The following is a 19,700-nucleotide window of genomic DNA, read 5'->3' on the forward strand; positions in this document are numbered from 1 at the left end:
ATGTCGCTGGAACTGGTCGCAGAATCAGGTGAGCCACTGCCCTATCGTCCCGGCCAGTTCCTGACACTGCGGATTCCCAGCGACCGAACGGGTTCGGTGGCTCGCTCCTACTCACTGTCCAGCGCACCGCACGAGGGTGGGCCGCTGAAGGTCACCGTCAAGAGGATCGCCGACGGATATGGATCGAACTGGTTGTGCGACAACGCCAACGCGGGAATGATCATCGACAGCCTGCCCCCTGCGGGCGTGTTCATCCCCGAATCCCTCGACACCGACCTATTGCTTTTCGCGGCGGGCAGCGGGATCACCCCGGTGCTTTCGATTCTGAAATCCATACTGGCGCAAGGCAATGGGCGCTGCACGCTTATCTACGCCAACCGCGATGAGGAGTCGGTGATCTTCGCCGACGAACTGCGCGCGCTTGCGGCCGAATACCCCCATCGACTGGTGATACTGCACTGGCTGGAGTCGGTGCAGGGCCTACCTGCCGCGCGCTCGCTGACCGATCTCATCGCTCCGTGGTCGGACCGAGAGATCTTCGTCTGCGGCCCAGTCCCTTTCATGGATGCTGTCGTAACAGCAGCGCGCGACCTCGGTGTCGACCGCGAACGGGTGCACGTCGAAAAGTTCGTCTCACTGTCGGGCGACCCCTTCGCGCAGGCGGTGATCGACACACCGGACACCGCGGATTGCGCCACCGTCGAGGTCGAGTTCGATGGTGACACACATGAATTCGCGTGGCCACGCAGCGCGATGCTGCTCGACCTGCTGCTGGTCCGTGGCGTGGCTGCGCCCTACTCCTGCCGTGAAGGCGCGTGCAGTGCCTGCGTCTGCCGTGTCGTCGACGGCGAAGTGAAACTGCTGCGCAACGACGTACTGGAACAGCAAGACCTGGACGAGGGCTACGTGCTGGCCTGCCAGGCGGTGCCGGTCACCGACTCGGTCCGGATCACCTACGAATGAGGAGAACGACCCCATGACTGCCATCAGCTCGCTCGGATATGTGAAGGTCGCGGTCGCCGACCCGGATGCCTGGCGCACCTTCGCCTTCGACGTGATCGGGTTCGCCGAGGGATCGGGCCCCGACCCCGACGCGATCTATCTGCGCATGGACGAGCGCGTCGCGCGCATGGTCCTGGTGCCGGGCGACACCGACAAGGTGCTGGCCATCGGCTGGGAGGTTCGCGACCATCGAGCACTGTCCGAGGCGCGTGAAGCCGTGCAGAAGGCCGGAATCGCGGTAACCGCACTGACGGTCGCGGAGGCGGACGCGCGCAGCGTCGAAGCGGCGATCACCTTCGTCGATCCCTCCGGTACTACCGTCGAGGTCTTCCACGGCCCGGTCCTCGACCACAGCCCAGTCGTCGGCAAGCACGGCAACCGATTCGTCACCGACGGCCTCGGTCTCGGCCACGCGGTGCTGCCGGTCCCCGACCTGGATGTCGCCTTCCGCTTCTACACCGATGTTCTCGGCTTCCTACCACGCGGCGCGTTCCGCCTGCCGACACCGCCGGAGTACGGGCCGATGCGCATCCGTTTCCTCGGCGTCAATCAGCGCCATCACAGCCTCGCGCTGATCCCCTCCGGCGGCAAGGAGGGCTCGGGACTGGTGCACATCATGGTCGAGGTCGACCGCCTCGACGACGTCGGCCGCGCGCTGGATCGGGTGAACAAGGCCGGATATCACCTGTCCTCGACGCTGGGCAGGCACACCAACGACAAGATGATCTCCTTCTACGTCCGCACCCCGGGCAGCTGGGATCTGGAGTTCGGCACCGAGGGTGCGCTGGTGGACGAAACCACTTACACCGCAGAGGAAATGACCGCCGACAGCTACTGGGGTCACGACTGGGATCGAAGCTGAACCGGGGAACCGCTGGTGATGGCGCTGCCGTGGCCTGTCGACCACACGGGCCAGATCCACGCCGTCGGCTTCTCCGACTACTTCCCAGCCGGCTATGGGGAACGAATGGTTTTGCAAGCCATGGCTTCGGAACCGATCAGATCCTGGTCCGACCGGATCTGTGAACGCCACGGGCGGGCCGGGCCGAGGAGACTTCGTCCGTCATCGCGTGCAGCCATTCGCGGGTGTAGCGCTCGGCCAACAGGGGTAGAAAATTGTCGACCGTCGCCGGTCCGGCCACGTGATCGTAGGCGGAGTGCAGGCACTGGTCGATGGCATCGCTACCGACGGCATCGAACTCGCGAGCCAAGCGGTGGGCGGCGGTTCGCAATGCGGCCTCTTGGTCGATCGACGGGTCGGGCAGCGGCTGGCGGGCAGCTGGACCTTCAGTCATGGCGGACTCCTGGTCATGTCGGAGCGTGAAAGACAACGGACGCAGTGGTGCGTACCGACGACTGCGTCCACTCCCTGAATACCCGATCCGCCCGATCGAACACCCACTACCCAAATAGAACAGGTTCTTGTCTCGGCACCGCGCACGTGCCAGGCTTGACCAATGGATCTCGCGGCCATCGAAGCCATCCGCCAGCTCAAGTACCGCTATTTTCGGACGCTGGACCTCAAACAATGGGACGAGTTCGCCGACACGCTCGCCGCCGACGTCGCGGGCCGCTACGGCACCCACGCACTCGGCGAGCCGCTCACCCTCGACGGCCGCGACACCATCACCGCCTTCATGCGTGAGAACCTCGGCCCCTCGGTGGTCACCACCCACATCGCCAACCACCCCGAGATTGTCGTCGACGGCGAGACCGCCACCGGCTCATGGGCTTTCGAGGACACCGTGATCGCCACCGAATACGGCGTCCTGATTCGCGGCGCGGGCTACTACGCCGACAGCTACCGCCGCGACCCCGACGGCCACTGGCGTATCACCGCAACGACCTACCAACGCATCTACGAATCGATGCAAGCCCTCTCCGACACCCCCAGCTACCAACTGCTCTCGAACATGTGGGCAACTCCGACGCCCCAGTAGTCCGCCGCAGACCCTACGGCTGTCCGACCAGCACACCCGGGGACAACGACATCTCGCCCGAGTGCCAGGTGCCTGCCTGCCGTATCCCGAAATCGGTCCACTATCGGACTGCTGGCGCTGGACGCCGGCTGCCTACGGGCGCATGCTGCGGATATGACTTCGCTGGCGCCGGATGAGTTCAGTCCCGAGACCACCTATCTCAACACCGCCTCCTACGGGCTGCCTTCGGCCAGGGCATCGGCCGCCGTTCGGGATGCCAACGCTCAGTGGGCGGCGGGCCGTGGCGGGCCGATGGCACACGACAATGTCATCCCCGATTTGCGGGCCGCGTTCGCACGGCTGCTGGAGGGTGCCACGGTCGATGACATCGCGTTCGGCAGCGGTGTCGCCGGGCTCATCGCACCGGTAGCGGTCGCGCTGCCGCCGGGTGCGGAGGTGCTGCTCGCCGAGGGCGAATTCTCTTCTGTGTCCATGCCTTTCGTGCACCGCGGCGACCTGTCGGTGCGCTTCGTGCCGTTGGAGCGATTGGCCGAAGAAGTCCGCCCGGAGACCGCGTTGGTCGCGGTAAGCGTGGTCCAGTCGAGGGACGGCCGGATCACCGACCTGTCGGTGCTGCACGCGGCCACCCGAGCGCATAACGCCAGGCTGCTGGTTGACGCCACCCAGGCCGCGAGCTGGCTTCCGCTGCGTTTCGCCGACGCCGACTATTGGGTGTGCGCGGCATTCAAATGGCTGATCGGCGCCCGCAGCATCGCCTTCTTCGCCGCGACGCCGCAGACCGCGGCACACTTACGCCCGCTCGGTCCCAGTTGGTATGCCGCGGCGGACGCCTGGGCCGAACTCTACGACCCGATCGCGCTCCCCACCACGACCAGGCGCTTCGACGCGACACCGGACTGGCTCGGCGGGATCGCGGCCGCGGCGGGTATCGAACTGATCGAGGAACTCACGGTGGAGAAGATCGGCGCCCACAACCTCGACCTCGCCGACCGCTTCCGTGCGGGTCTGACCGAACTCGGTTACGAGCCGATCCCCGGCCCCTCGGCCATCGTCTCGGTACCCGGTGCGGGCGACGCCGCCCCCCACCTCGAACGAGCCGACATCGTCGCCTCGGTCCGCGGCGGCGGCCTCCGCTTCGCCTTTCATCTCTACAACAGCACCACCGACGTCGACCACGCCCTCGAAGCCCTTCCGAAGAGGTAGGCCGAACCGGCGCGTGCCTTCATGGAGTGCCGCTCGCGCGCGAAAGTTTCGGCAGGCAGTCGAATTCCGCGAGGCTCAGTGGGTGGCGGGGGTGGTTATCAGTGGGAGGTCGAGGGCCGTAAGGATTCCTGGGGGTGCTCGGACCACCGCGGGGACGGCGTTGACTATGCGCATGGCGGTGGCGAGCAGGGTGGCGTGATTGTGGTCGCCGTGCGGGCTCGAGGTGACCAGGTCCATGGAGTAGCTGGGGTCGCCGGTGATTTCTACTCGGTAGGAGCCCTCGGGGTGGGCTGGTTGCGGCCAGTCGGGGCAGAGGTCCTGGCGGAGGCGGGTGACGTGTTCGAGGACGGTGACCGGTTGGTCGCCGACCATGCCGCGCACCTCGAAACGCAATGCGGCAGCGGTTCCTTCGGCGATGTGGCCGGTGGCGATGTCGAAGGCTTCCGGTGCCGGAATGCGTTCGTAGGTCTCGGTGACGGAGTCGAGTGTTACCCCGATGCCCGCGGCGAGTTGGCGCACCGTGCCGCCCCAGGCGAGGGAAAGGACGCCGGGTTGCAGCAGCAGCGGAATGTCGTCGAGTGGCTTGCCGAAGCCCATGATGTCGAACATCACCTCACGATTGTCGTAGCTGGCGTAGTCGACGATTTCCAGACACCGCAGTTGATCGATGCGCAGACAGGTGCCCGCGAGCGCCAGCGGAAGCAGGTCATTGGCGAAGCCCGGATCGATGCCGTTCACCCATAGTGACGAATTGCCTTCGGCCGCGGCCTCTTGCACGGGCTTCAGCAGCTCATCGGGCAGCACACCGTAGGGGTATTGGAAGAACACCGGCGCGCACGCGACGACGTTGATGCCCGCCCTCAGCAGCCGTTGCAAATCTTGTACGGCCTCGAACAGGCGGTTGTCGGTCATCGAGCAGTAGACGACGCAGTCCGGCGCGGCGTCGAGGATCGCCTCGACATCCGTCGTCGCGGTCACGCCTACCGAATGATCGAGTCCGGCAAGGGTTCCCGCGTCGAGCTTGTCCTTCGAGGGCCCCGACACCCACACGCCTGTCAATTCGAGGTCGGGGTTGGCGATGATGCCCGCGAGCGCGTGCTTGCCGACATTGCCTGTACCCCACTGCACTACGGAATATTTCATGTCACAGATCCGGAATCGGGAGGTCGAGGTTGGGACTGATGAGGCCACCGTCGGGTTCGAGGATCTTCCCGGTGACGTACTTGCCCGCGGGCGAGACCAGATACAGCGCGGCGGCCGCGATGTCCTCGGGATCGCCGATGGTGTGCAGCGGTGTCTTCGATTCCAGCTCGGTGCGCATGGCTTCGTTACCCGCGACGATTTCCAGCGCCGAGGTCAGGATGGACCCCGGCGCGATGGCATTCACCCGAATGCGCGGGTTCAGATCGAGCGCGGCCAGCTTGGTGTAGTGCGCGAGCGCCGCTTTGGCCGTGCCGTACGCGGCGAACGCCCGGCCCGGCAGGCGGCCCATCGTCGAGGTGATATTGAGAATCGAACCGCCACCGGCGGTTTCGAGGATTCTCGGCACCGCGGCCCGCACCAGCGCGTGCGCATTGGTGACATTGAAATTGAACGCGTCGACCAATGCTTGCGGCGTCGTGTCCAACAGTGTGCACGGCAGCGCGCCACCCACATTGTTGACCACGATATCCAGCCGTCCGAAGCGCTCGACGGCGGCGGCAGCCAGGCCCGCCGTCGCCTCGATATCACTCAGATCGGCGGGCACCACATGCGCTTGCCGCCCGACCGCGGCCACCTTTTCGGCCACCTCGTCGAGCTGGCTCTTGGTGCGCGCGGCGATGACGACATCCGCACCCGCCTCGGCGAAGGCAACGGCGATAGCCGCGCCCAAACCGCGGCCCGCACCCGTGACAACGGCGACCTGCCCGTCGATTCGGAATCGATCCAGAATCATCCAGCGCTCCATCCATCACAGTTATGTCGGATATTCGACACGTCGTGTACTAATATTCGACATCGTAGGTCGTCCATCCGAACCGAACAAGAGGTGCGCCATGCCGGACCGGTCACCGTCGCCCCCGACCCGCCGCGTCGTCGAGGTCATCTCGCTGCTCACGGCCGCTGCCGAACCGATCAGCGTCGCGGGCATCGCCGACCGACTCGATATCGCCCGCGCCACCGCGACCGCGATTCTCGTCGAACTGGATTCGGCGGGCTGGGTCGTGCGCGACCCGAACCGGGGTTACGCCATCGGCCCCGCACTCGCGGGCCTCGGCAACTCCGCGCTCCCCCATGGCATCGGCGAAACACTGACCGCCCTCACTGCCCGCACCGGCTGTGGCGCCACGCTCAGCCGCATCGAACCCCACCGGCTGACCGTCCTCGAGGTCCGGCACGGCCCGGCCCGTGTGGTCCCCGGAATCCCTGTCGGACACCGCATCCCGCTGCAATTCCCCGCGGGTGCCAGCGTCATGCCGTGGCGCGCGGCCGCGGAGCAGAACGCGTGGCTCGCCGCCGCACCCGACGGCGATCGCCGCACCGCGAGCACGCTGCTCGCACTGGTCCGCGCGCGCGGCGTCGCCGTCTTCCGCCCACTCGCCGACGACGCGGGCATGGTCGAGCTCCTCGCCGACCTGCTCGGTGCGATGGGACCCGAACTCCTGAAACCACATCTACGCACCCGTACACTCCGTCAACTCGCGTCCCTCACCTCCCGCCCCTACACCAAGAGCGAACTCGATTCGGACACCACGCTTCCCCTGAGCTACCTGGCCGCGCCCGTCTTCGACACCGAGGGCACCGCGGCCTATGAAGTCCAGCTCGGCCCACTGAGTACGGCGACCACCAAGCCCGAGCGCGACGAATACATCGCCGCGACCCTCGACGCCGCCCGCGCCTTGACAGCCGCAATGACCTCTCGCTAGCGGCCCGACGCAGCCCCTCACGGGTTTTTACCGGTGCGTACGATAGGCGTAGTTGCCGCATGGCCAACCGTGGGGCGCGGTGCGCTAACAGCTGTCGTTGTGGGGATTCACATGTCACAAGAGACGTTTTCCGATCGACTGGTAGCAGGCCGGTACCGATTGACGGGAGTGCTCGGACGCGGCGGCATGGGAGTGGTGTGGTCCGCCACCGACGAGGTGATCGGCCGGCAGGTGGCGGTCAAGGAGATCAGAGCGCCGGCCGAGGATGACGACGACGACAACGACATCTTCATGGCCAGGGCACTTGCCGAGGCACGCAATGTGGGACGGATAAGCCATCCGGGGGTCGTAGCGCTCTACGATGTCATTCCCGCTGGTCAGGACGATGACGCCGTCTATCTGATCATGGAATTGGTCGCCGCGCCGACGCTGGAGCGGTTGATCAAGGTGTACGGGAAGATGCCCAGCCACGAGGTGGCCGAGATCGGGTTGCAGATACTCGACGCGCTAGAGGCCGCGCATGCCCTGGACGTCGTCCATCGCGACGTCAAACCGGGCAATGTCTTGGTACTGCCCAGCGGCCAGGTCAAACTCCTCGATTTCGGCATCGCCCGCGCCGCCACCGATCCCCGGCTGACCCAGTGGGGCGCCCTCGGCACCGTGTCCTACATGGCCCCGGAACGGTTCGCCCCCGGACCGATCACCCCCGCCGTCGATTACTGGGCTCTGGGAGCGACGCTCTATCGTGCCGCGACAGGCAGCGGCCCGTTCGAGCGCGAGTCCACCGCACAGACCCTGCAAGCCATCATCTACCAGGACCCGCCGACCCCCGACTGCGAAGCACGGCTGGCGGCCGTCATCAGTGCCCTCCTCGCCCGCAACCCCGACGACCGACCAACCGCCGACCGCGCACGCGCCATGCTTCGAGATGCCGCGAAAACTCAGCTACCGACGCAAGCTGATCACCAGGCAGATCGATCACCAACGATGGCCGACAGCAATGTAGATCAATCGCCGACGCGGCCAGGCCGCGACACAGATCGGCCATGGACGCCGGTCGACAGCGAGACAGCTCAATCACCATTGCAAGCCGACACCGAGACAGCTCAATCACCATTGCAAGCCGACACCGAGACCAATCAATCACCATTGCAAGCCGACTCCGAGACGGATCGACCACCAACCCAGGCTGATGGCGGGACAGATCGTTCATCGACCCACGCTGATGGCAACGTTGGGTACGGATCGTTGAACACCGCGGTGACGCTGCCCGCCCCACGTCGTATCGCTCGCGATCCGGCACCCGATCCGCAGCAGGAGTCCTCGGCCGAGGCTGCCCTCGCCGAGGCGCCGCGGCCGGAAACGGCGGCAGCCCGAGCGATCAAACCGCTGGCAGCGGCGGCACTCTGGCTCTTTTGTGGTGTCGTGTTCCTGACCCCCGGCGTGACGGTCATCGCGATCGCGGCCAAGACGATGCTCACGGACTCGAACGCCGCGACGGCTGCCGAGCGCTTCGTCGGCCCTGGCATCGGCGCGCTGGTCGGTTTGGCGATGATCGCTCTCGCCGTCTTCCCGATATCGATCGGAATCCGCGAGCTCAAAGACCTGCGAGCCCAACGAGCGGACGCCCGCGATCTGCTGAAAGGCGAGTAGCCGCCAGCGATGATTACTTGGTCAACGCTGCGGCGGCGCCTCGGTGCAGGTTGACAGGTGAGGTCAGTGTCGCGGCATCGCGAGTGATGCCCTTGGCTGCCGAGTTGGCTTGTTCCAGTTGGGTTTTGCGGTCGAAGAGGGTTTTGGTGAGAACACAGGCGAGGTCGGCGTCGAGATCGTCGCGGACCAAAAGAACGTTCGGTACGACGATGGTTTTCACATCAGCGGGCAGGTCGTAGGTGGCGGCGGGGATGGTGCCCTCTTCGTACACGGGGTTGGACGTGCGCATGCTGCCCGCGAGATCGGCGATATCGAGGAAGCGCACCTTGTCCTCGGCCGAGGTGAGCAGGTCGGTGATGCCAGGGGTGGGCAGGCCGCCGGAGAAGAACATTGCGTCGATGGTGCCGTCCTTCATGCCGTCCACGGTCTTGGTGAGATCAAGGCGCTGGGCCGAAATGTCGTTGTCCGGGTTGAGCCCGGCCGCCTGTAGCACCCGCTGCGCGATCACCTCGGTGCCGGACTTGGGCGATCCGGTGGAGACCCGCTTGCCGCGCAGGTCGGCGAGCGAACCGATACCGGCGCCGGTCCGAATGATCACCTGGGTGTAGTTCGGATAGAGCCGCGAAAGCGCTTGTACTGGTTGCCTTTTCCCGTCGAAGCTCGCCGAGCCGAGCACCGCGTCGGCGGCGGTGTCGGCCAGCGAGAACGCCACTTGATAGGTGCCAGCGACCAACTGCTGGATGTTCTGCACCGAGGCGCCGGTCTCCGCCGCGGTGGCCTTCACCTTGCCACCGGTGGCCTGTGAGATCTGTTCGGCGTACGCATTACCGAGTGCGAAGTAGACACCGGTCGCGTTGCCGGTCGCGATACCGACCCGGGTCTCCTGCTTCACCTCACAGGTCACCGCACCACCCGCATCGGACCTCGGCGCGTCACGGCGTCCACCGCAGCCGGCGAGCAAGCCCGCCGCCATTACCGCGATGACGAAACCTATAGCGACTCTTCTCATGTCGTCCTCCTTCGAGACAGCAGAGTGATCCCGACGGCCACGGTCGACGCGGCCACTCCGGCGACGAGCGCGCCGGGCTCCAGGTACAGCAGCGCCAGCCCGCCGAATCCGGCGAACACCCGCGCGACCGGTCGCGCCGGGCCGATGCCGAGGATCCAGCCGCCGGTCGCCGTCGCCAATGCCGCGACGCCGATGCAGGCAACCACCGTCGTCCACAACACACCGAGCACCGGCCCACGCCCCAGCAGATATTCACCGGGACCGCTGAGCACGAACACGATCGGCACCAGGAACGCGGGCAGCGCGTATTTCAGCGCCTGCCACATGGTCGGCACGGTGCGCGCGCCGGTGATCGCGGCCGCCCCCACTGCCGCGAGCGCGGTAGGCGGGGTCACCTCGGAGAGCACCGAATAGTAGAAAACGAACATCGCGGCGGCCGGGGCAGGCACTTCCAGCGCGAGCAGCGCGGGGCCGATGATGACCCAGCCGATGATGAACGATGCCGTCACCGGTACCGCGAGACCGAGCACGGCCAGCGCAATGGCCGCGAGCACGACCGTGCAGGCCAGCACCACGGTGCGATTGTCCGACACGTTCTTCGCCGCGCGCACCAGCAAGGACGCCAGTTGCGCGCCGAGACCGGTCTTCGTGGTCATCGCCGTGATCACACCGGCCGAGGTGCACACCGCCACCACCGGCAGCGCCGAACGCACCCCGCTGCCGAGCGCCTGGAACACCTTGCGCGGCGAACTCGCCGACGCACGGGTCCGCGAATCGAAAAACGCGAGGACGAAGGCGAGTGCGGTGGCATAGACGACCGCGCGCGAGGCGCTCACCCCGATCAGCAGCAGCACCACGATCGCGAACAAGGACAGGAAGTGGTATCCGAACCGCGCGAGTAGGCGCCACACGGACGCACCGCCGATCTCCACCGGCTTGGTCCGCAACCGGCGCGCGTCGATTTCGACCGCGAGCAGGATCCCCAAGTAGTACAGAATCGTGGGGATCATCGCCCAGCCGAGCACCGTCACATAGGAGACGTCCAGATATTCGGCGACGATGAACGCCGCGACTCCGAGCGTCGGCGGCGACAGGATCGCACCGACTCCGGCCGCGGCGAGCATGCCGCCCGCCTGCTCGGGTGGGTAACCGGCCTTCCGCAAGATCGGCCAGGTGACCGCACCGACGGTCACCGCCGTCGCGGTGCCGGAGCCGGAGACGGTGCCGAGCAGGAAACCCGAAGCGACCGTTGTCCTTCCGGCCGCGCCACGCGAGCGACGGAACGCGGCGACCGACAGGTCGACGAAGAACTGTGCGGCGCCGGAGAATTCCAGGACCGCGCCGTACAGGGTGAACAGCACGATGTAGGTCGCCGCGACATCCAATGGGGTGCCGTAGAACCCGCTGCCCGAATTGAACAGCGCGTCGATGATCTGCCCGAAGTCCAGGCCCGAGTGCGCGACAGTCCATTGCTGCGGGAGAAATCCGCCGTAGTAGCCGTAACCGACGAACGCCAGACACACCAAAGGCAGCACCCACCCGGTCGTACGTCTGCATGCCTCCAGCACCAACACCAGCAGCACCGAACCCGCGCCGATATCGACCGGATCGAACTGTCCCTGCCGGTCCAGGAACGCGTTGTACCCACCGCCGCCAGAGCCGATTGTCATCGGCAACAACGGATACAGGCACACCAGCAGCGTCACCGCGGCCAATATCCAGTCGAGAACCCCCGGCCCGTCTCCGCGATCGAGCCAACGCACACCCGACCGATACGCGATGAACACCAACGGCAGCGTCCCACTGAGGAACACCACCAGGTAGTACTGACTGCCCTGCGACAGCGGCCGAAACACCTGCCACAGCACCAGAATCGCCACCGCGAACATGGCGGTCGCGACCACTTGTTCGGGCAGCCCGGTCAGTACCCGCGCCGGGCGCTCTTCATCGTCGACCTCGATCTTCAGTGGCTGATCGCCGACCGGATCGACATTCGTCTGTCGTCGATCGCCGTCGAGCTTCTCCTCGGCGCCCCCACCGCTATCTTTCGGTAGCGCCGTAACTGGATCAGCGCCACGCCTGTCCGACATGGCGCGACACTATCAACGCACGGCCGTCCGTATGTGGCTAATCCGGAGTGCTCGTCGGTTCAGGCGCCCAATGGCGCTCTTCGCGCACTCACCTTCCGATACGAGATTCGCCAGCCGTCCGGGCTGCGGACGACCACATCGTCGTATCGGGCGCTGCGACTGGTTCCGTCGGCATAAATGCCGATACCCTTGGATTGCACTCGCGCCGAATCCTCTTCGGCGTCGACGATAATGACATTCGTGATGTGGTGTCCCACCGGGTTCGCCGCACCCAGTGTGATCGCGGCGTCGCGCAATGCCGGGATCCCGTGCAGTTCGCCGAGCCCGAAATCGCTCAGTTCATAGACGATTCCGTCGGTGAACAGCTCGTCCATTCGATCGAGCTCCCCGGCATCCATGAGATGGCCGTGCCGCGCGATCAAGTCGTTGATATCGATTCGGTCTTGTGCCGACAGCATCATGCGACGACCTCCTGCCGCCTCACTCATACAATAAGATGAGGCATAGTCCGGTTATCCGAGATATTAACGGACTATGTCCCCGGTTATCAAGAGAGGTGGCGACAATGCGCGAAACACCGTCCGGCGCAGCGCGGCCGATGCGCGCCGATGCGAGGCGAAACTACGAAAAACTGCTCGACCAGGCCCGCATCGCCTTCGCCGATCATGGCGTCGACGCATCTCTCGACGACATCGCCCGCCGTGCCGGAGTCGCAAGCGGAACCCTCTACCGCCACTTCCCCACCCGCCTCGACCTCATCGAAGCGGTGCTGGGAGAACGCGTCGCCGAGCTCACCGAGCAGGGCCGCAAACTATTGGACGAGCCGGACACCTCTGCTGCCCTCGCCATCTGGCTGCGCGCCGCGATCGGCCACGCACTCACCTTCCGCGGCCTCTCCGCCGCCGTCATGAATTCGGCGATCGACGGCGGCGCGGAGCTGGTATCGGCCTGGCACACAGAGACATTCGCTATCGGGGCAGCACTACTCGACCGCGCCAAGCAGTCCGGTGCCGTCACCGAATCAGCCCAAGATACCGACGTACTTCGCATGATCGGCGCGATCGCCTGGGCGGCGCAGGACACCGTGGATCCCACGGCGCAAGCCGACCGACTCCTGACGCTGCTTCTGAACGGCCTACGCCCCACCGCCTCGCACCCCTGACCGACAGTTCCGCACGTCACCGAGGGGAAGGCGTTACGGCGGGCGTGGGTTCGTATAGGACTATCGCCCACGGGGATTCGAGCGAGGGGCGAACCGAGGTGCGGCGTTCGTGTGGGCCGGTGACCGGGTCGGCGGCGGCGAAACCGGCGGCGCGCAGGCGGGCGAGGGTGGCGTCCAGGTCGGTTACCTTCGCCGCCAGGGACGGGGTGTCGCCTTCTCGGTCAGTACCCGCGAGGCTCACCCGGGTCGGGCCGATGTCGAACTGTGCCCAGCGGTCGTTGTCGACGAATGTTGCCGCCGTGCCGAATACGGCGGTGAGCAGATCGATCGCGACAGCAAGGTTGTCGGCTGGGAAAATCGTGCCGAGGCGTTCTATTGTCATCGTCGGACCTCCAATGCTCGACGGAGTACGGAAAAGGCCGTGGTAGTGGCTTCTTTCGCGTCGGGCAGGTTCTCGGACATGCTGAAGAAGCCATGGAATTGGCCGTCGTAGCGGATCACTTCGGCACGCACGCCGGATTCATGAAGTCGCACACCGTATTCCTCACCTTCGTCCCGCAATGGGTCGAACTCAGCGGTGACGATGTGCGCGGATGGCAGGCCGGACAGGTCGGAGGCGCGCAGTGGCGATGCGTAGGGATGGTCGGTGACGCCGTGGGGGCCCAGGTATTGCTCCCAGTACCACCGCAGATGGTCGTCGGTGACGAAGTATCCGCGCGCGTTGTCTCGGTAGGACACCGTGTTCCTGGCCGGATCCAGCATCGGGTAGACCAAGAGCTGGAAGGTGACGGCGGGGCCGTTGCGGTCCCTGGTCATCAATGTGGTTGCCGCAGCCAGGTTTCCGCCGGAGCTGTCACCGGCGACGGCAATCCTCGCCGGGTCGCCACCCATCGAACCGGCATGCTCGGCGACCCAGTTCAGGGCAGCGAAGCCGTCCTCGGCGGCGGCGGGGAACCGGTGCTCGGGCGCCTGCCGGTAGTCGACCGACACCACGATCGCGCCGACTCCGTTGGCCATGGAGCGGCACAACTGATCGTGGCTGTCGAGGCTACAGATGACGAATCCGCCGCCGTGGAAGAAGACAACGACAGGCAGCGGCGTTGTCGGGTCGGTGCAGCTCGGGTCCGATCCCGCACCGGTTGCCGACGAACCCGCGCCGAGCGGCGCTCGCGCGGGCCGGTAGATCCGCACCCGGACCTCCGGGTCACCTGCGGGCCCCGGGATCAGACGCTCCTCGACATGCCCGACGGGGATCGGTTCGACCGGCGCCCCCGGACGCGCCGCAAGGATGCGGCGCGCCTCGGCGGCGTCTTGAATCTCGGTGCCCAACAGGGGAAACGACGCGGCAGCCAGGTCGACGATCTCCTGCGCTTCGGGTTTCAGCGGCATGCCCGGATCCTCACGCTCGCGCCGTCGCACCCGGCAACGCGCCGGGCGGAATGAACTGTCCTGCGGACAATCCGCCATCGATCGCCAACTCGGCACCGGTGATGAAAGCCGATGCGTCGGAGGCGAGGAACGCCACCAGCTCCGCCACTTCGCTCGGCAGACCGACGCGCCCCAGCGGCAGCGACGGGAAACTGCCCGGGCCGGTGCGCAAGCCCAGATGCCCGATCATCGGGGTGGCGATCGGTCCAGGATGCACCGAGTTCACGCGAATGCCGAGCGGGCCGAGCTCGAGCGCGGCCGTCTTGCTCAGCCCGCGCAGGCCCCACTTCGACGCGCCGTACGCGGAATGCCCCATCAGGCCCTGCAATCCGGCCTGCGAGGAAATATTGATGATCGAGCCGCCACCCGCGGCACGCATCGGCTCGATGACCGCCTGTATGCCGAGGAACGAACCGATGAGGTTGATCCGCAGAATGCGTTCCAGCTCCTCGGCCGTGGTGTCGGTGAGCGGTTTGGCGGTGTAGACGGCCGCGTTGTTCACCAGCACATCGAGCCGCCCGAACTCGCGCACCGCCGTCTCGACGGCGGTAGCCCAATCGGCGGCACTGCTCACATCGTGGCGAACGAAACGCGCGGCGTCACCGATGGATTCGGCGACTTCCTCGCCCTCGGGCTGCAGCACATCGGTGAGCACCACGCTGCCACCGCACGCGGCGACAAGGCGGGCCTCTTGCGCACCCTGGCCTCGGGCGGCACCGGTGATCACGACCACCTTGCCGGTCAGATCAGTCATATTCGGCTCCTTGCTCAGTGGCGGGGACTACTCGCCCTTGCGGAAATGTGGAATGACCTTCTCGCCCCAGTGCCGGATGGTCTCCATGCACGCTTCCTGCGGCACGGTGCCCATCTGGATCAGGCACAGGATCTCGTCGGCGCCCGCTTCCTGTAGCCGCTCGACGTAGGCGATCGCGTCCTCGGGGCTGCCGTAGGCGTGCTCGGCGTTGAATACCGAAGTGGCGCCGGTGCTCACCGGGATCTTGGCCTCGTGCAGGTAGGCAACGTGCTCCTCGGCGGCCTCGCGAATCTTGGCCACCTCGTCGACATTCGGGTCGACGGCCTCGTCGGGGACCGGGCCCGCTCCGTACCAGTGCTTGATGGACTGGGCGAAGAAGCGTTGTCCGCGCGCACCGATCTGCTGGGCCCGCTCGCGGTCGTCGAGGACGATGGTCGGGCACAGCGCGGCGAAATGATCGTTGACGACGGTGGAGACGAACTTCTCCCCGGTGCGCGCCGCGATGGCAGCGTCGTAGGTGCGGCGCAGCTCAGCGATCTCCTCCACACCCGCGAAACCCAGTACCAGCGCGCCGATTCCGTACTCGGCGGCCCGCTCGAGGGTGTCCTTCTTGGTGCACGCCATGAACAGCGGGGGGTGCGGAAGCTGCACAGGGCGCGGCAGCATCGGGTGCGGGTCGATATCGAGAAGCTCGCCGTGCCACTCGAATTCGCCCTCCGGGTCCTGCCATGCCTTGCCGATGATCCGCAGCGACTCCTCTACCTCCTGGTAAGTGCTATCGGGGTCCACGCCGCACATGGAGGTTTCTTGCGGGGTAGCGCCGCGGCCGGCGCCGAGGTTCACCCGACCGTTGGACAGCACGTCGAGCATGGCCGCGCGTTCGGCCGCACGGACGGGATGGTTGAAGTTGAACGGCATGCACACCACGCCGTGGCCGATGCGGATCCGTTCGGTGCGCGCGGCCACCCAGGTGAGGAAGATCTCGGGGGCGCTCATGTGGGCGTACCACTTCAACCCGTGATGCTCGACCGCCCATACGGTGTCGAAACCCATCTCCTCGGCCAGTACCGCCTGCTCGACGCAGTCGCGCAGCACCTGCCGTTCGTGATCGGCGGACGGATTGGTCATTTGTGCCTCGAAGATCATCGAGAACTTCATGCATTGCCTCCACTTCTTCATATACCTAGTAGGAATATTTCCGATGCTCTCGTTGAGGTCAGGTGCATGTCTCGGTGGATGGGACTGTGCGGGCTCGCGCAACCGTCGCGCCCCTAGCGTTCGGAGGTGACGCTGGAGAAAGGAAGGGCCAAGTGGGCCGACTCGATGGCAAGGTCGCACTGATCACCGGTGGCGCACGCGGGATGGGCGCCGAGCACGTCCGTCGCTTCGTCGCCGAAGGTGCGCGGGTGGTGTTCGGTGACGTGCTCGACGCCGACGGCAAGCAGCTCGAATCCGAGATCGGAACCGACTGCCGCTATGTGCACCACGACGTGACGAGCGAGGCGGACTGGGTCGCCGCGGTGGCCGCGGCTCGTGCGGAATTCGGCAAGCTCGACGTGCTGGTCAACAATGCGGGAATCCTGCGATTCCAGTCGATCATGGAGATGAGCCTCGCCGATTTCAGCACCATCATGAGCGTGAACGTCACCGGCGCGTGGCTGGGTATCAAGACCGCGACGCAGGCGATGACCGAGGCAGGTGGTGGCTCCATCGTGAACATCTCCTCGGTCGAGGGCTTCATCGGCGCCGCGAACCTCTCCGCCTACAGCGCGAGCAAATTCGCGATCCGCGGCCTGACGAAATCGGCCGCACGCGAGCTCGGCAAGCACGGGATCCGGGTCAATTCGATTCACCCGGGCGGCATCGCCACACCGATGACCGCGGCCGCCGGTTCCGGTGTCGACGGCGACAAATTCTTTGCCGGACTACCGATTTCGCGCTGGGGACAGCCCGAGGAGGTGTCCGAGGCCGCGGTGTACCTGGCCTCGGACGGCGCGAGCTACTGCACAGGAACCGAGATCGTCGTCGACGGCGGCATGCTCACCGGCGCGGGTTACTGATCACGTGAACGACAAGGAGACGGCGATGTCCGAGGAACACGTGTACGACGTCGTGGTTGTTGGTTCGGGGGCCGCTGGCATGACCGCGGCCCTGACCGCCGCGTATCGCGGGCTTTCGGTGGTGCTGATCGAAAAGAGCCGCAGCTTCGGCGGTTCCACCGCGCGCTCCGGCGGCGGCGTGTGGATTCCCAATAATCCGGTACTGGTCGGTGAGGGTGTGCCCGACAGCCCCGATCTGGCCCGCGTCTACCTGAAATCGGTGGTCGGCGACCGGGTTCCGCAGGAGAAGCAGGACGCGTTCCTGGACAACGGTCCGCGCATGATGACCTATCTCGGCGCGCGCACCGGTCACCTCCAGTTCGTCTACGACCGCGGCTATTCCGACTATCACCCGGAGCTGCCCGGCGGACTGGCACAGGGTCGCAGCATCGAACCGGCGATCGTCGACGGCCGCCTGCTCGGCGAGGACCTGGACAAGATCAACCGGCCGACCATGTCAGGCCCCAAGGGAATCGCGTTCACCGTCAGCGACTTCCACGACCTCAATATGATCGCGCGGACCTGGAAGGGTAAGCGCACCGCCATGAAGGTCGGCGTACAGGCGGTGCTGAACAAGCTGCGTGGACGACTGCCGCTGAGCCTCGGCAAGGCACTGGTGGCACGGCTATGGCTTGCGTTGCGGGATGCGAACGTGCCGGTGTGGCTGAATACGCCGCTCACCGAGCTGATTATCGACAGCGACACGGTGATCGGTGTGCGCGCCGAGCGCGATGGTGCGCCGATCATCATTCGGGCAAGGCGCGGTGTCGTGCTCGCCGCGGGCGGCTTCGAGCACAACCTCGAGATGCGCAAGCAGTTCTTCACCGGACCGGTGAGCACCGACTGGACCGTCGGCGCGACCGAGAATGTCGGCGAAGGCATTCGCGCCGGTGAGAGTATCGGTGGCGCATTGGACCTGATGGACGACGCTTGGTGGGGACCTTCGGTGCGGAACCCGGACGGGCCGCCCTTCTTCTGCCTGGCCGAGCGCTCACAGCCCGGCGCCATCATGGTCAACGACGCGGGTGAGCGTTTCACCAACGAATCGGCCAGCTACGTCGACGTGGTGCACACCATGTACGAGCAGCACGCGAAGGGCATCGGCCATGTACCCGCGCACTTCATCATGGACCAGCGCTTCCGCGACAGGTACCTGTTCCTCGGCACCTTCCCGAAACAGGCCATCCCGCAGAAGTATTACGACTCCGGGATCATCAAACGGGCCGACACCCTCGCCGAACTCGCCACCGAGATCGGCGTGCCCGTCGACGCACTGACCGCGACGGTGAACCGGTTCAACGGTTTCGCGAAAACCGGTCGCGACGAGGACTTCCAGCGCGGCGAATCCGCATACGACCGCTACTACGGTGACCCCACCGTCGAGCCGAACCCCTGTCTGGCCCCCATCGATCAGGGTCCGTTCTACGCGGTCGAGATGGTCCCCGGCGACTTGGGGACCAAGGGTGGTCTCGTCACCGACGAGCATTCCCGTGTACTGCGCGCCGACGGCACGGCGATCGCGGGACTCTATGCGGCGGGCAACAATTCGGCCGCCGTCATGGGCAACAGCTACGCGGGGGCGGGGGCGACCATCGGCCCCGCCATGGTGTTCGGCTATATCGCCGCCAACCACCTGGCCGACGCCGAGCCGAAGACCGCCTGATGCCTCAGCAAGCAAGTCGATCAATTCAGCGGAACAGGAGCATGACGTGGACAGAGTGAGTGGCAAGACGGTGATCGTGTCCGGCGGGGCTCGCGGCATGGGCGCAGCCTTTGCCCGACGCCTCGCCGCCGAGGGGGCATCCGTCGTCGTGGCGGATGTCCTGGTCGAGGAGGGCGAGGCGGTCGCGGCCGAGCTCGGTGACCGGGCACTGTTCGTCGCACTGGATGTCACTGACGAATCCGCGTGGCACGCCGCCGTCGCCGCGGCGGAGGAGGCTTTCGGCCCGGTCTCCGGTCTGATCAACAATGCGGGCATCGTGCACGTCGACCCCATCGAGAAGCTGGCGGAGGCCGACTACCGCCGCGTGATCGACGTAAATCAGCTGGGGGTGTTCCTCGGTATGAAAGCCGTTGTCGCGTCGATGCGTTCGGGCGGTGGCGGCTCGATCGTCAATATCTCCTCGATCGGCGGCATCATCGCCTTCAGCAATATCCTCGGTTACGTGGCCTCCAAGTGGGCCGTGCGCGGGATGACCAAGGCCGCGGCACAGGAGTTCGGCGGCGACGGAATCCGGGTCAACTCAGTACATCCCGGCGTCGTCGCCACCGAGATGACCGCCACCTCCACGCGCTCCAACTCGATGGTGCACGACCTGCCGCTGCCGCGCGCCGCCGCGCCGGAGGAGTTGGCAAGCCTGGTGCTGTTCCTCATCTCCGACGAGGCAAGTTATTGCACCGGTTCCGAATTCGTCGCCGACGGCGGCTATACAACCAAATGAAGGACTAACCGCT

20 protein-coding genes are annotated in these 19,700 nt (G+C 66.0%); 10 read left to right on the plus strand and 10 right to left on the minus strand.

Features of this window, described 5'->3' with window-relative positions; genetic code table 11:
- Together ACLMAJ_RS05605 and ACLMAJ_RS05610 are read left to right on the plus strand one after the other, a co-directional pair.
- Entirely contained in the window at nt 1–963 is a 963-nt protein-coding gene (locus ACLMAJ_RS05605; RefSeq protein WP_412012521.1) for a 2Fe-2S iron-sulfur cluster-binding protein, read from the plus strand.
- Between the two features lie 13 nt (nt 964–976).
- The gene (locus ACLMAJ_RS05610; protein WP_412012392.1) at nt 977–1,864 is read left to right on the plus strand and encodes a VOC family protein; all 888 of its coding nucleotides are present in this window, start codon (nt 977–979) and stop codon (nt 1,862–1,864) included.
- A gap of 136 nt (nt 1,865–2,000) precedes the next feature.
- Here ACLMAJ_RS05610 and ACLMAJ_RS05615 read toward each other — a convergent pair whose 3' ends face one another.
- The gene (locus ACLMAJ_RS05615) at nt 2,001–2,297 is read right to left on the minus strand and encodes a three-helix bundle dimerization domain-containing protein (RefSeq protein WP_412012393.1); all 297 of its coding nucleotides are present in this window, start codon (nt 2,295–2,297) and stop codon (nt 2,001–2,003) included.
- Between the two features lie 162 nt (nt 2,298–2,459).
- Here ACLMAJ_RS05615 and ACLMAJ_RS05620 point away from each other — a divergent pair, with 162 nt between their 5' ends.
- Together ACLMAJ_RS05620 and ACLMAJ_RS05625 are read left to right on the plus strand one after the other, a co-directional pair.
- Nucleotides 2,460–2,942 carry a nuclear transport factor 2 family protein gene (locus ACLMAJ_RS05620; RefSeq protein ID WP_412012394.1) on the plus strand — a complete coding sequence of 161 codons (483 nt, stop codon included), beginning with the start codon at nt 2,460–2,462 and terminating at the stop codon, nt 2,940–2,942.
- A gap of 153 nt (nt 2,943–3,095) precedes the next feature.
- Nucleotides 3,096–4,145 (plus strand): aminotransferase class V-fold PLP-dependent enzyme, encoded by a 1,050-nt coding sequence (locus ACLMAJ_RS05625; protein ID WP_412012395.1) that lies wholly within the window; start codon nt 3,096–3,098, stop codon nt 4,143–4,145.
- Nucleotides 4,146–4,220: 75 nt separating this feature from the next.
- On the opposite strand, the gene ACLMAJ_RS05630 is transcribed toward ACLMAJ_RS05625, so the two are convergent.
- Nucleotides 4,221–5,288, minus strand: coding sequence for an NAD(P)H-dependent amine dehydrogenase family protein (locus ACLMAJ_RS05630; protein ID WP_412012396.1), 1,068 nt, complete (start codon nt 5,286–5,288; stop codon nt 4,221–4,223).
- A 1-nt stretch (nt 5,289) separates the two neighbouring features.
- Nucleotides 5,290–6,081: an SDR family oxidoreductase gene (locus ACLMAJ_RS05635; protein ID WP_412012397.1), complete on the minus strand. Its 792-nt coding sequence runs from the start codon at nt 6,079–6,081 to the stop codon at nt 5,290–5,292.
- A gap of 100 nt (nt 6,082–6,181) precedes the next feature.
- Between ACLMAJ_RS05635 and ACLMAJ_RS05640 the strand changes: the two genes are divergently transcribed.
- Entirely contained in the window at nt 6,182–7,051 is an 870-nt protein-coding gene (locus ACLMAJ_RS05640) for a helix-turn-helix domain-containing protein (protein ID WP_412012398.1), read from the plus strand.
- A 111-nt stretch (nt 7,052–7,162) separates the two neighbouring features.
- Nucleotides 7,163–8,704 carry a serine/threonine-protein kinase gene (locus ACLMAJ_RS05645; RefSeq protein ID WP_412012399.1) on the plus strand — a complete coding sequence of 514 codons (1,542 nt, stop codon included), beginning with the start codon at nt 7,163–7,165 and terminating at the stop codon, nt 8,702–8,704.
- A 13-nt stretch (nt 8,705–8,717) separates the two neighbouring features.
- On the opposite strand, the gene ACLMAJ_RS05650 is transcribed toward ACLMAJ_RS05645, so the two are convergent.
- The 3 genes from ACLMAJ_RS05650 to ACLMAJ_RS05660 are packed head-to-tail and all read right to left on the minus strand — an operon-like array spanning nt 8,718 to nt 12,264.
- Nucleotides 8,718–9,713: a TAXI family TRAP transporter solute-binding subunit gene (locus tag ACLMAJ_RS05650; RefSeq protein WP_412012400.1), complete on the minus strand. Its 996-nt coding sequence runs from the start codon at nt 9,711–9,713 to the stop codon at nt 8,718–8,720.
- The gene (locus tag ACLMAJ_RS05655; RefSeq protein WP_412012401.1) at nt 9,710–11,803 is read right to left on the minus strand and encodes a TRAP transporter permease; all 2,094 of its coding nucleotides are present in this window, start codon (nt 11,801–11,803) and stop codon (nt 9,710–9,712) included. Before ACLMAJ_RS05655 ends, ACLMAJ_RS05650 begins: the two co-directional genes overlap by 4 nt.
- Before the next feature lie 59 nt (nt 11,804–11,862).
- Nucleotides 11,863–12,264 (minus strand): nuclear transport factor 2 family protein, encoded by a 402-nt coding sequence (locus ACLMAJ_RS05660; protein WP_412012402.1) that lies wholly within the window; start codon nt 12,262–12,264, stop codon nt 11,863–11,865.
- 104 nt (nt 12,265–12,368) lie between these two features.
- On the opposite strand from ACLMAJ_RS05660, the gene ACLMAJ_RS05665 reads away from it, so the two are divergent.
- A complete protein-coding gene (locus ACLMAJ_RS05665) occupies nt 12,369–12,965 on the plus strand; it encodes a TetR/AcrR family transcriptional regulator (protein ID WP_412012403.1) in 597 nt (198 codons plus the stop codon).
- A 16-nt stretch (nt 12,966–12,981) separates the two neighbouring features.
- Here ACLMAJ_RS05665 and ACLMAJ_RS05670 read toward each other — a convergent pair whose 3' ends face one another.
- The 4 genes from ACLMAJ_RS05670 to ACLMAJ_RS05685 are packed head-to-tail and all read right to left on the minus strand — an operon-like array spanning nt 12,982 to nt 16,305.
- Nucleotides 12,982–13,347, minus strand: a complete 366-nt coding sequence (locus tag ACLMAJ_RS05670) for a VOC family protein (RefSeq protein ID WP_412012404.1) — start codon at nt 13,345–13,347, stop codon at nt 12,982–12,984.
- On the minus strand, nt 13,344–14,354 hold the full coding sequence (locus tag ACLMAJ_RS05675; RefSeq protein WP_412012405.1) for an alpha/beta hydrolase: 1,011 nt from the start codon (nt 14,352–14,354) through the stop codon (nt 13,344–13,346). The genes ACLMAJ_RS05670 and ACLMAJ_RS05675 overlap by 4 nt, the downstream gene beginning before the upstream one ends.
- 10 nt (nt 14,355–14,364) lie before the next feature.
- Nucleotides 14,365–15,147: a glucose 1-dehydrogenase gene (locus ACLMAJ_RS05680; RefSeq protein ID WP_412012406.1), complete on the minus strand. Its 783-nt coding sequence runs from the start codon at nt 15,145–15,147 to the stop codon at nt 14,365–14,367.
- Nucleotides 15,148–15,174: 27 nt separating this feature from the next.
- Entirely contained in the window at nt 15,175–16,305 is a 1,131-nt protein-coding gene (locus ACLMAJ_RS05685; protein WP_412012407.1) for an LLM class flavin-dependent oxidoreductase, read from the minus strand.
- Nucleotides 16,306–16,457: 152 nt separating this feature from the next.
- On the opposite strand from ACLMAJ_RS05685, the gene ACLMAJ_RS05690 reads away from it, so the two are divergent.
- From ACLMAJ_RS05690 to ACLMAJ_RS05700, 3 genes are read left to right on the plus strand one after another with little or no spacing between them, the layout of a single operon-like run.
- Nucleotides 16,458–17,207 carry a glucose 1-dehydrogenase gene (locus ACLMAJ_RS05690; RefSeq protein WP_412012408.1) on the plus strand — a complete coding sequence of 250 codons (750 nt, stop codon included), beginning with the start codon at nt 16,458–16,460 and terminating at the stop codon, nt 17,205–17,207.
- A gap of 25 nt (nt 17,208–17,232) precedes the next feature.
- Entirely contained in the window at nt 17,233–18,909 is a 1,677-nt protein-coding gene (gene kstD, locus ACLMAJ_RS05695) for a 3-oxosteroid 1-dehydrogenase (protein ID WP_412012409.1), read from the plus strand.
- A 46-nt stretch (nt 18,910–18,955) separates the two neighbouring features.
- Nucleotides 18,956–19,687, plus strand: coding sequence for a glucose 1-dehydrogenase (locus tag ACLMAJ_RS05700; protein ID WP_412012410.1), 732 nt, complete (start codon nt 18,956–18,958; stop codon nt 19,685–19,687).
- The last annotated feature ends 13 nt before the right edge of the window (nt 19,688–19,700 follow it).

Origin of the sequence: Nocardia arseniciresistens (genome assembly GCF_046764875.1) — a bacterium.
GTDB classification, from domain to species: Bacteria; Actinomycetota; Actinomycetes; order Mycobacteriales; family Mycobacteriaceae; genus Nocardia; species Nocardia arseniciresistens.

Bases quoted from the DNA above. Each gene is read 5' to 3' on its own strand.
- ACLMAJ_RS05610 (WP_412012392.1), top strand. From the start codon at position 977: ATGACTGCCATCAGCTCGCTCGGATATGTGAAGGTCGCGGTCGCCGAC.
- ACLMAJ_RS05665 (WP_412012403.1), top strand. From the start codon at position 12,369: ATGCGCGAAACACCGTCCGGCGCAGCGCGGCCGATGCGCGCCGATGCG.
- ACLMAJ_RS05635 (WP_412012397.1), bottom strand. From the start codon at position 6,081: ATGATTCTGGATCGATTCCGAATCGACGGGCAGGTCGCCGTTGTCACG.
- ACLMAJ_RS05620 (WP_412012394.1), top strand. From the start codon at position 2,460: ATGGATCTCGCGGCCATCGAAGCCATCCGCCAGCTCAAGTACCGCTAT.
- ACLMAJ_RS05670 (WP_412012404.1), bottom strand. From the start codon at position 13,347: ATGACAATAGAACGCCTCGGCACGATTTTCCCAGCCGACAACCTTGCT.
- ACLMAJ_RS05605 (WP_412012521.1), top strand. From the start codon at position 1: ATGTCGCTGGAACTGGTCGCAGAATCAGGTGAGCCACTGCCCTATCGT.
- ACLMAJ_RS05680 (WP_412012406.1), bottom strand. From the start codon at position 15,147: ATGACTGATCTGACCGGCAAGGTGGTCGTGATCACCGGTGCCGCCCGA.
- ACLMAJ_RS05615 (WP_412012393.1), bottom strand. From the start codon at position 2,297: ATGACTGAAGGTCCAGCTGCCCGCCAGCCGCTGCCCGACCCGTCGATC.
- ACLMAJ_RS05675 (WP_412012405.1), bottom strand. From the start codon at position 14,354: ATGCCGCTGAAACCCGAAGCGCAGGAGATCGTCGACCTGGCTGCCGCG.
- ACLMAJ_RS05630 (WP_412012396.1), bottom strand. From the start codon at position 5,288: ATGAAATATTCCGTAGTGCAGTGGGGTACAGGCAATGTCGGCAAGCAC.
- ACLMAJ_RS05655 (WP_412012401.1), bottom strand. From the start codon at position 11,803: ATGTCGGACAGGCGTGGCGCTGATCCAGTTACGGCGCTACCGAAAGAT.
- ACLMAJ_RS05640 (WP_412012398.1), top strand. From the start codon at position 6,182: ATGCCGGACCGGTCACCGTCGCCCCCGACCCGCCGCGTCGTCGAGGTC.
- ACLMAJ_RS05645 (WP_412012399.1), top strand. From the start codon at position 7,163: ATGTCACAAGAGACGTTTTCCGATCGACTGGTAGCAGGCCGGTACCGA.
- ACLMAJ_RS05650 (WP_412012400.1), bottom strand. From the start codon at position 9,713: ATGAGAAGAGTCGCTATAGGTTTCGTCATCGCGGTAATGGCGGCGGGC.
- ACLMAJ_RS05660 (WP_412012402.1), bottom strand. From the start codon at position 12,264: ATGATGCTGTCGGCACAAGACCGAATCGATATCAACGACTTGATCGCG.
- kstD (WP_412012409.1), top strand. From the start codon at position 17,233: ATGTCCGAGGAACACGTGTACGACGTCGTGGTTGTTGGTTCGGGGGCC.
- ACLMAJ_RS05625 (WP_412012395.1), top strand. From the start codon at position 3,096: ATGACTTCGCTGGCGCCGGATGAGTTCAGTCCCGAGACCACCTATCTC.
- ACLMAJ_RS05685 (WP_412012407.1), bottom strand. From the start codon at position 16,305: ATGAAGTTCTCGATGATCTTCGAGGCACAAATGACCAATCCGTCCGCC.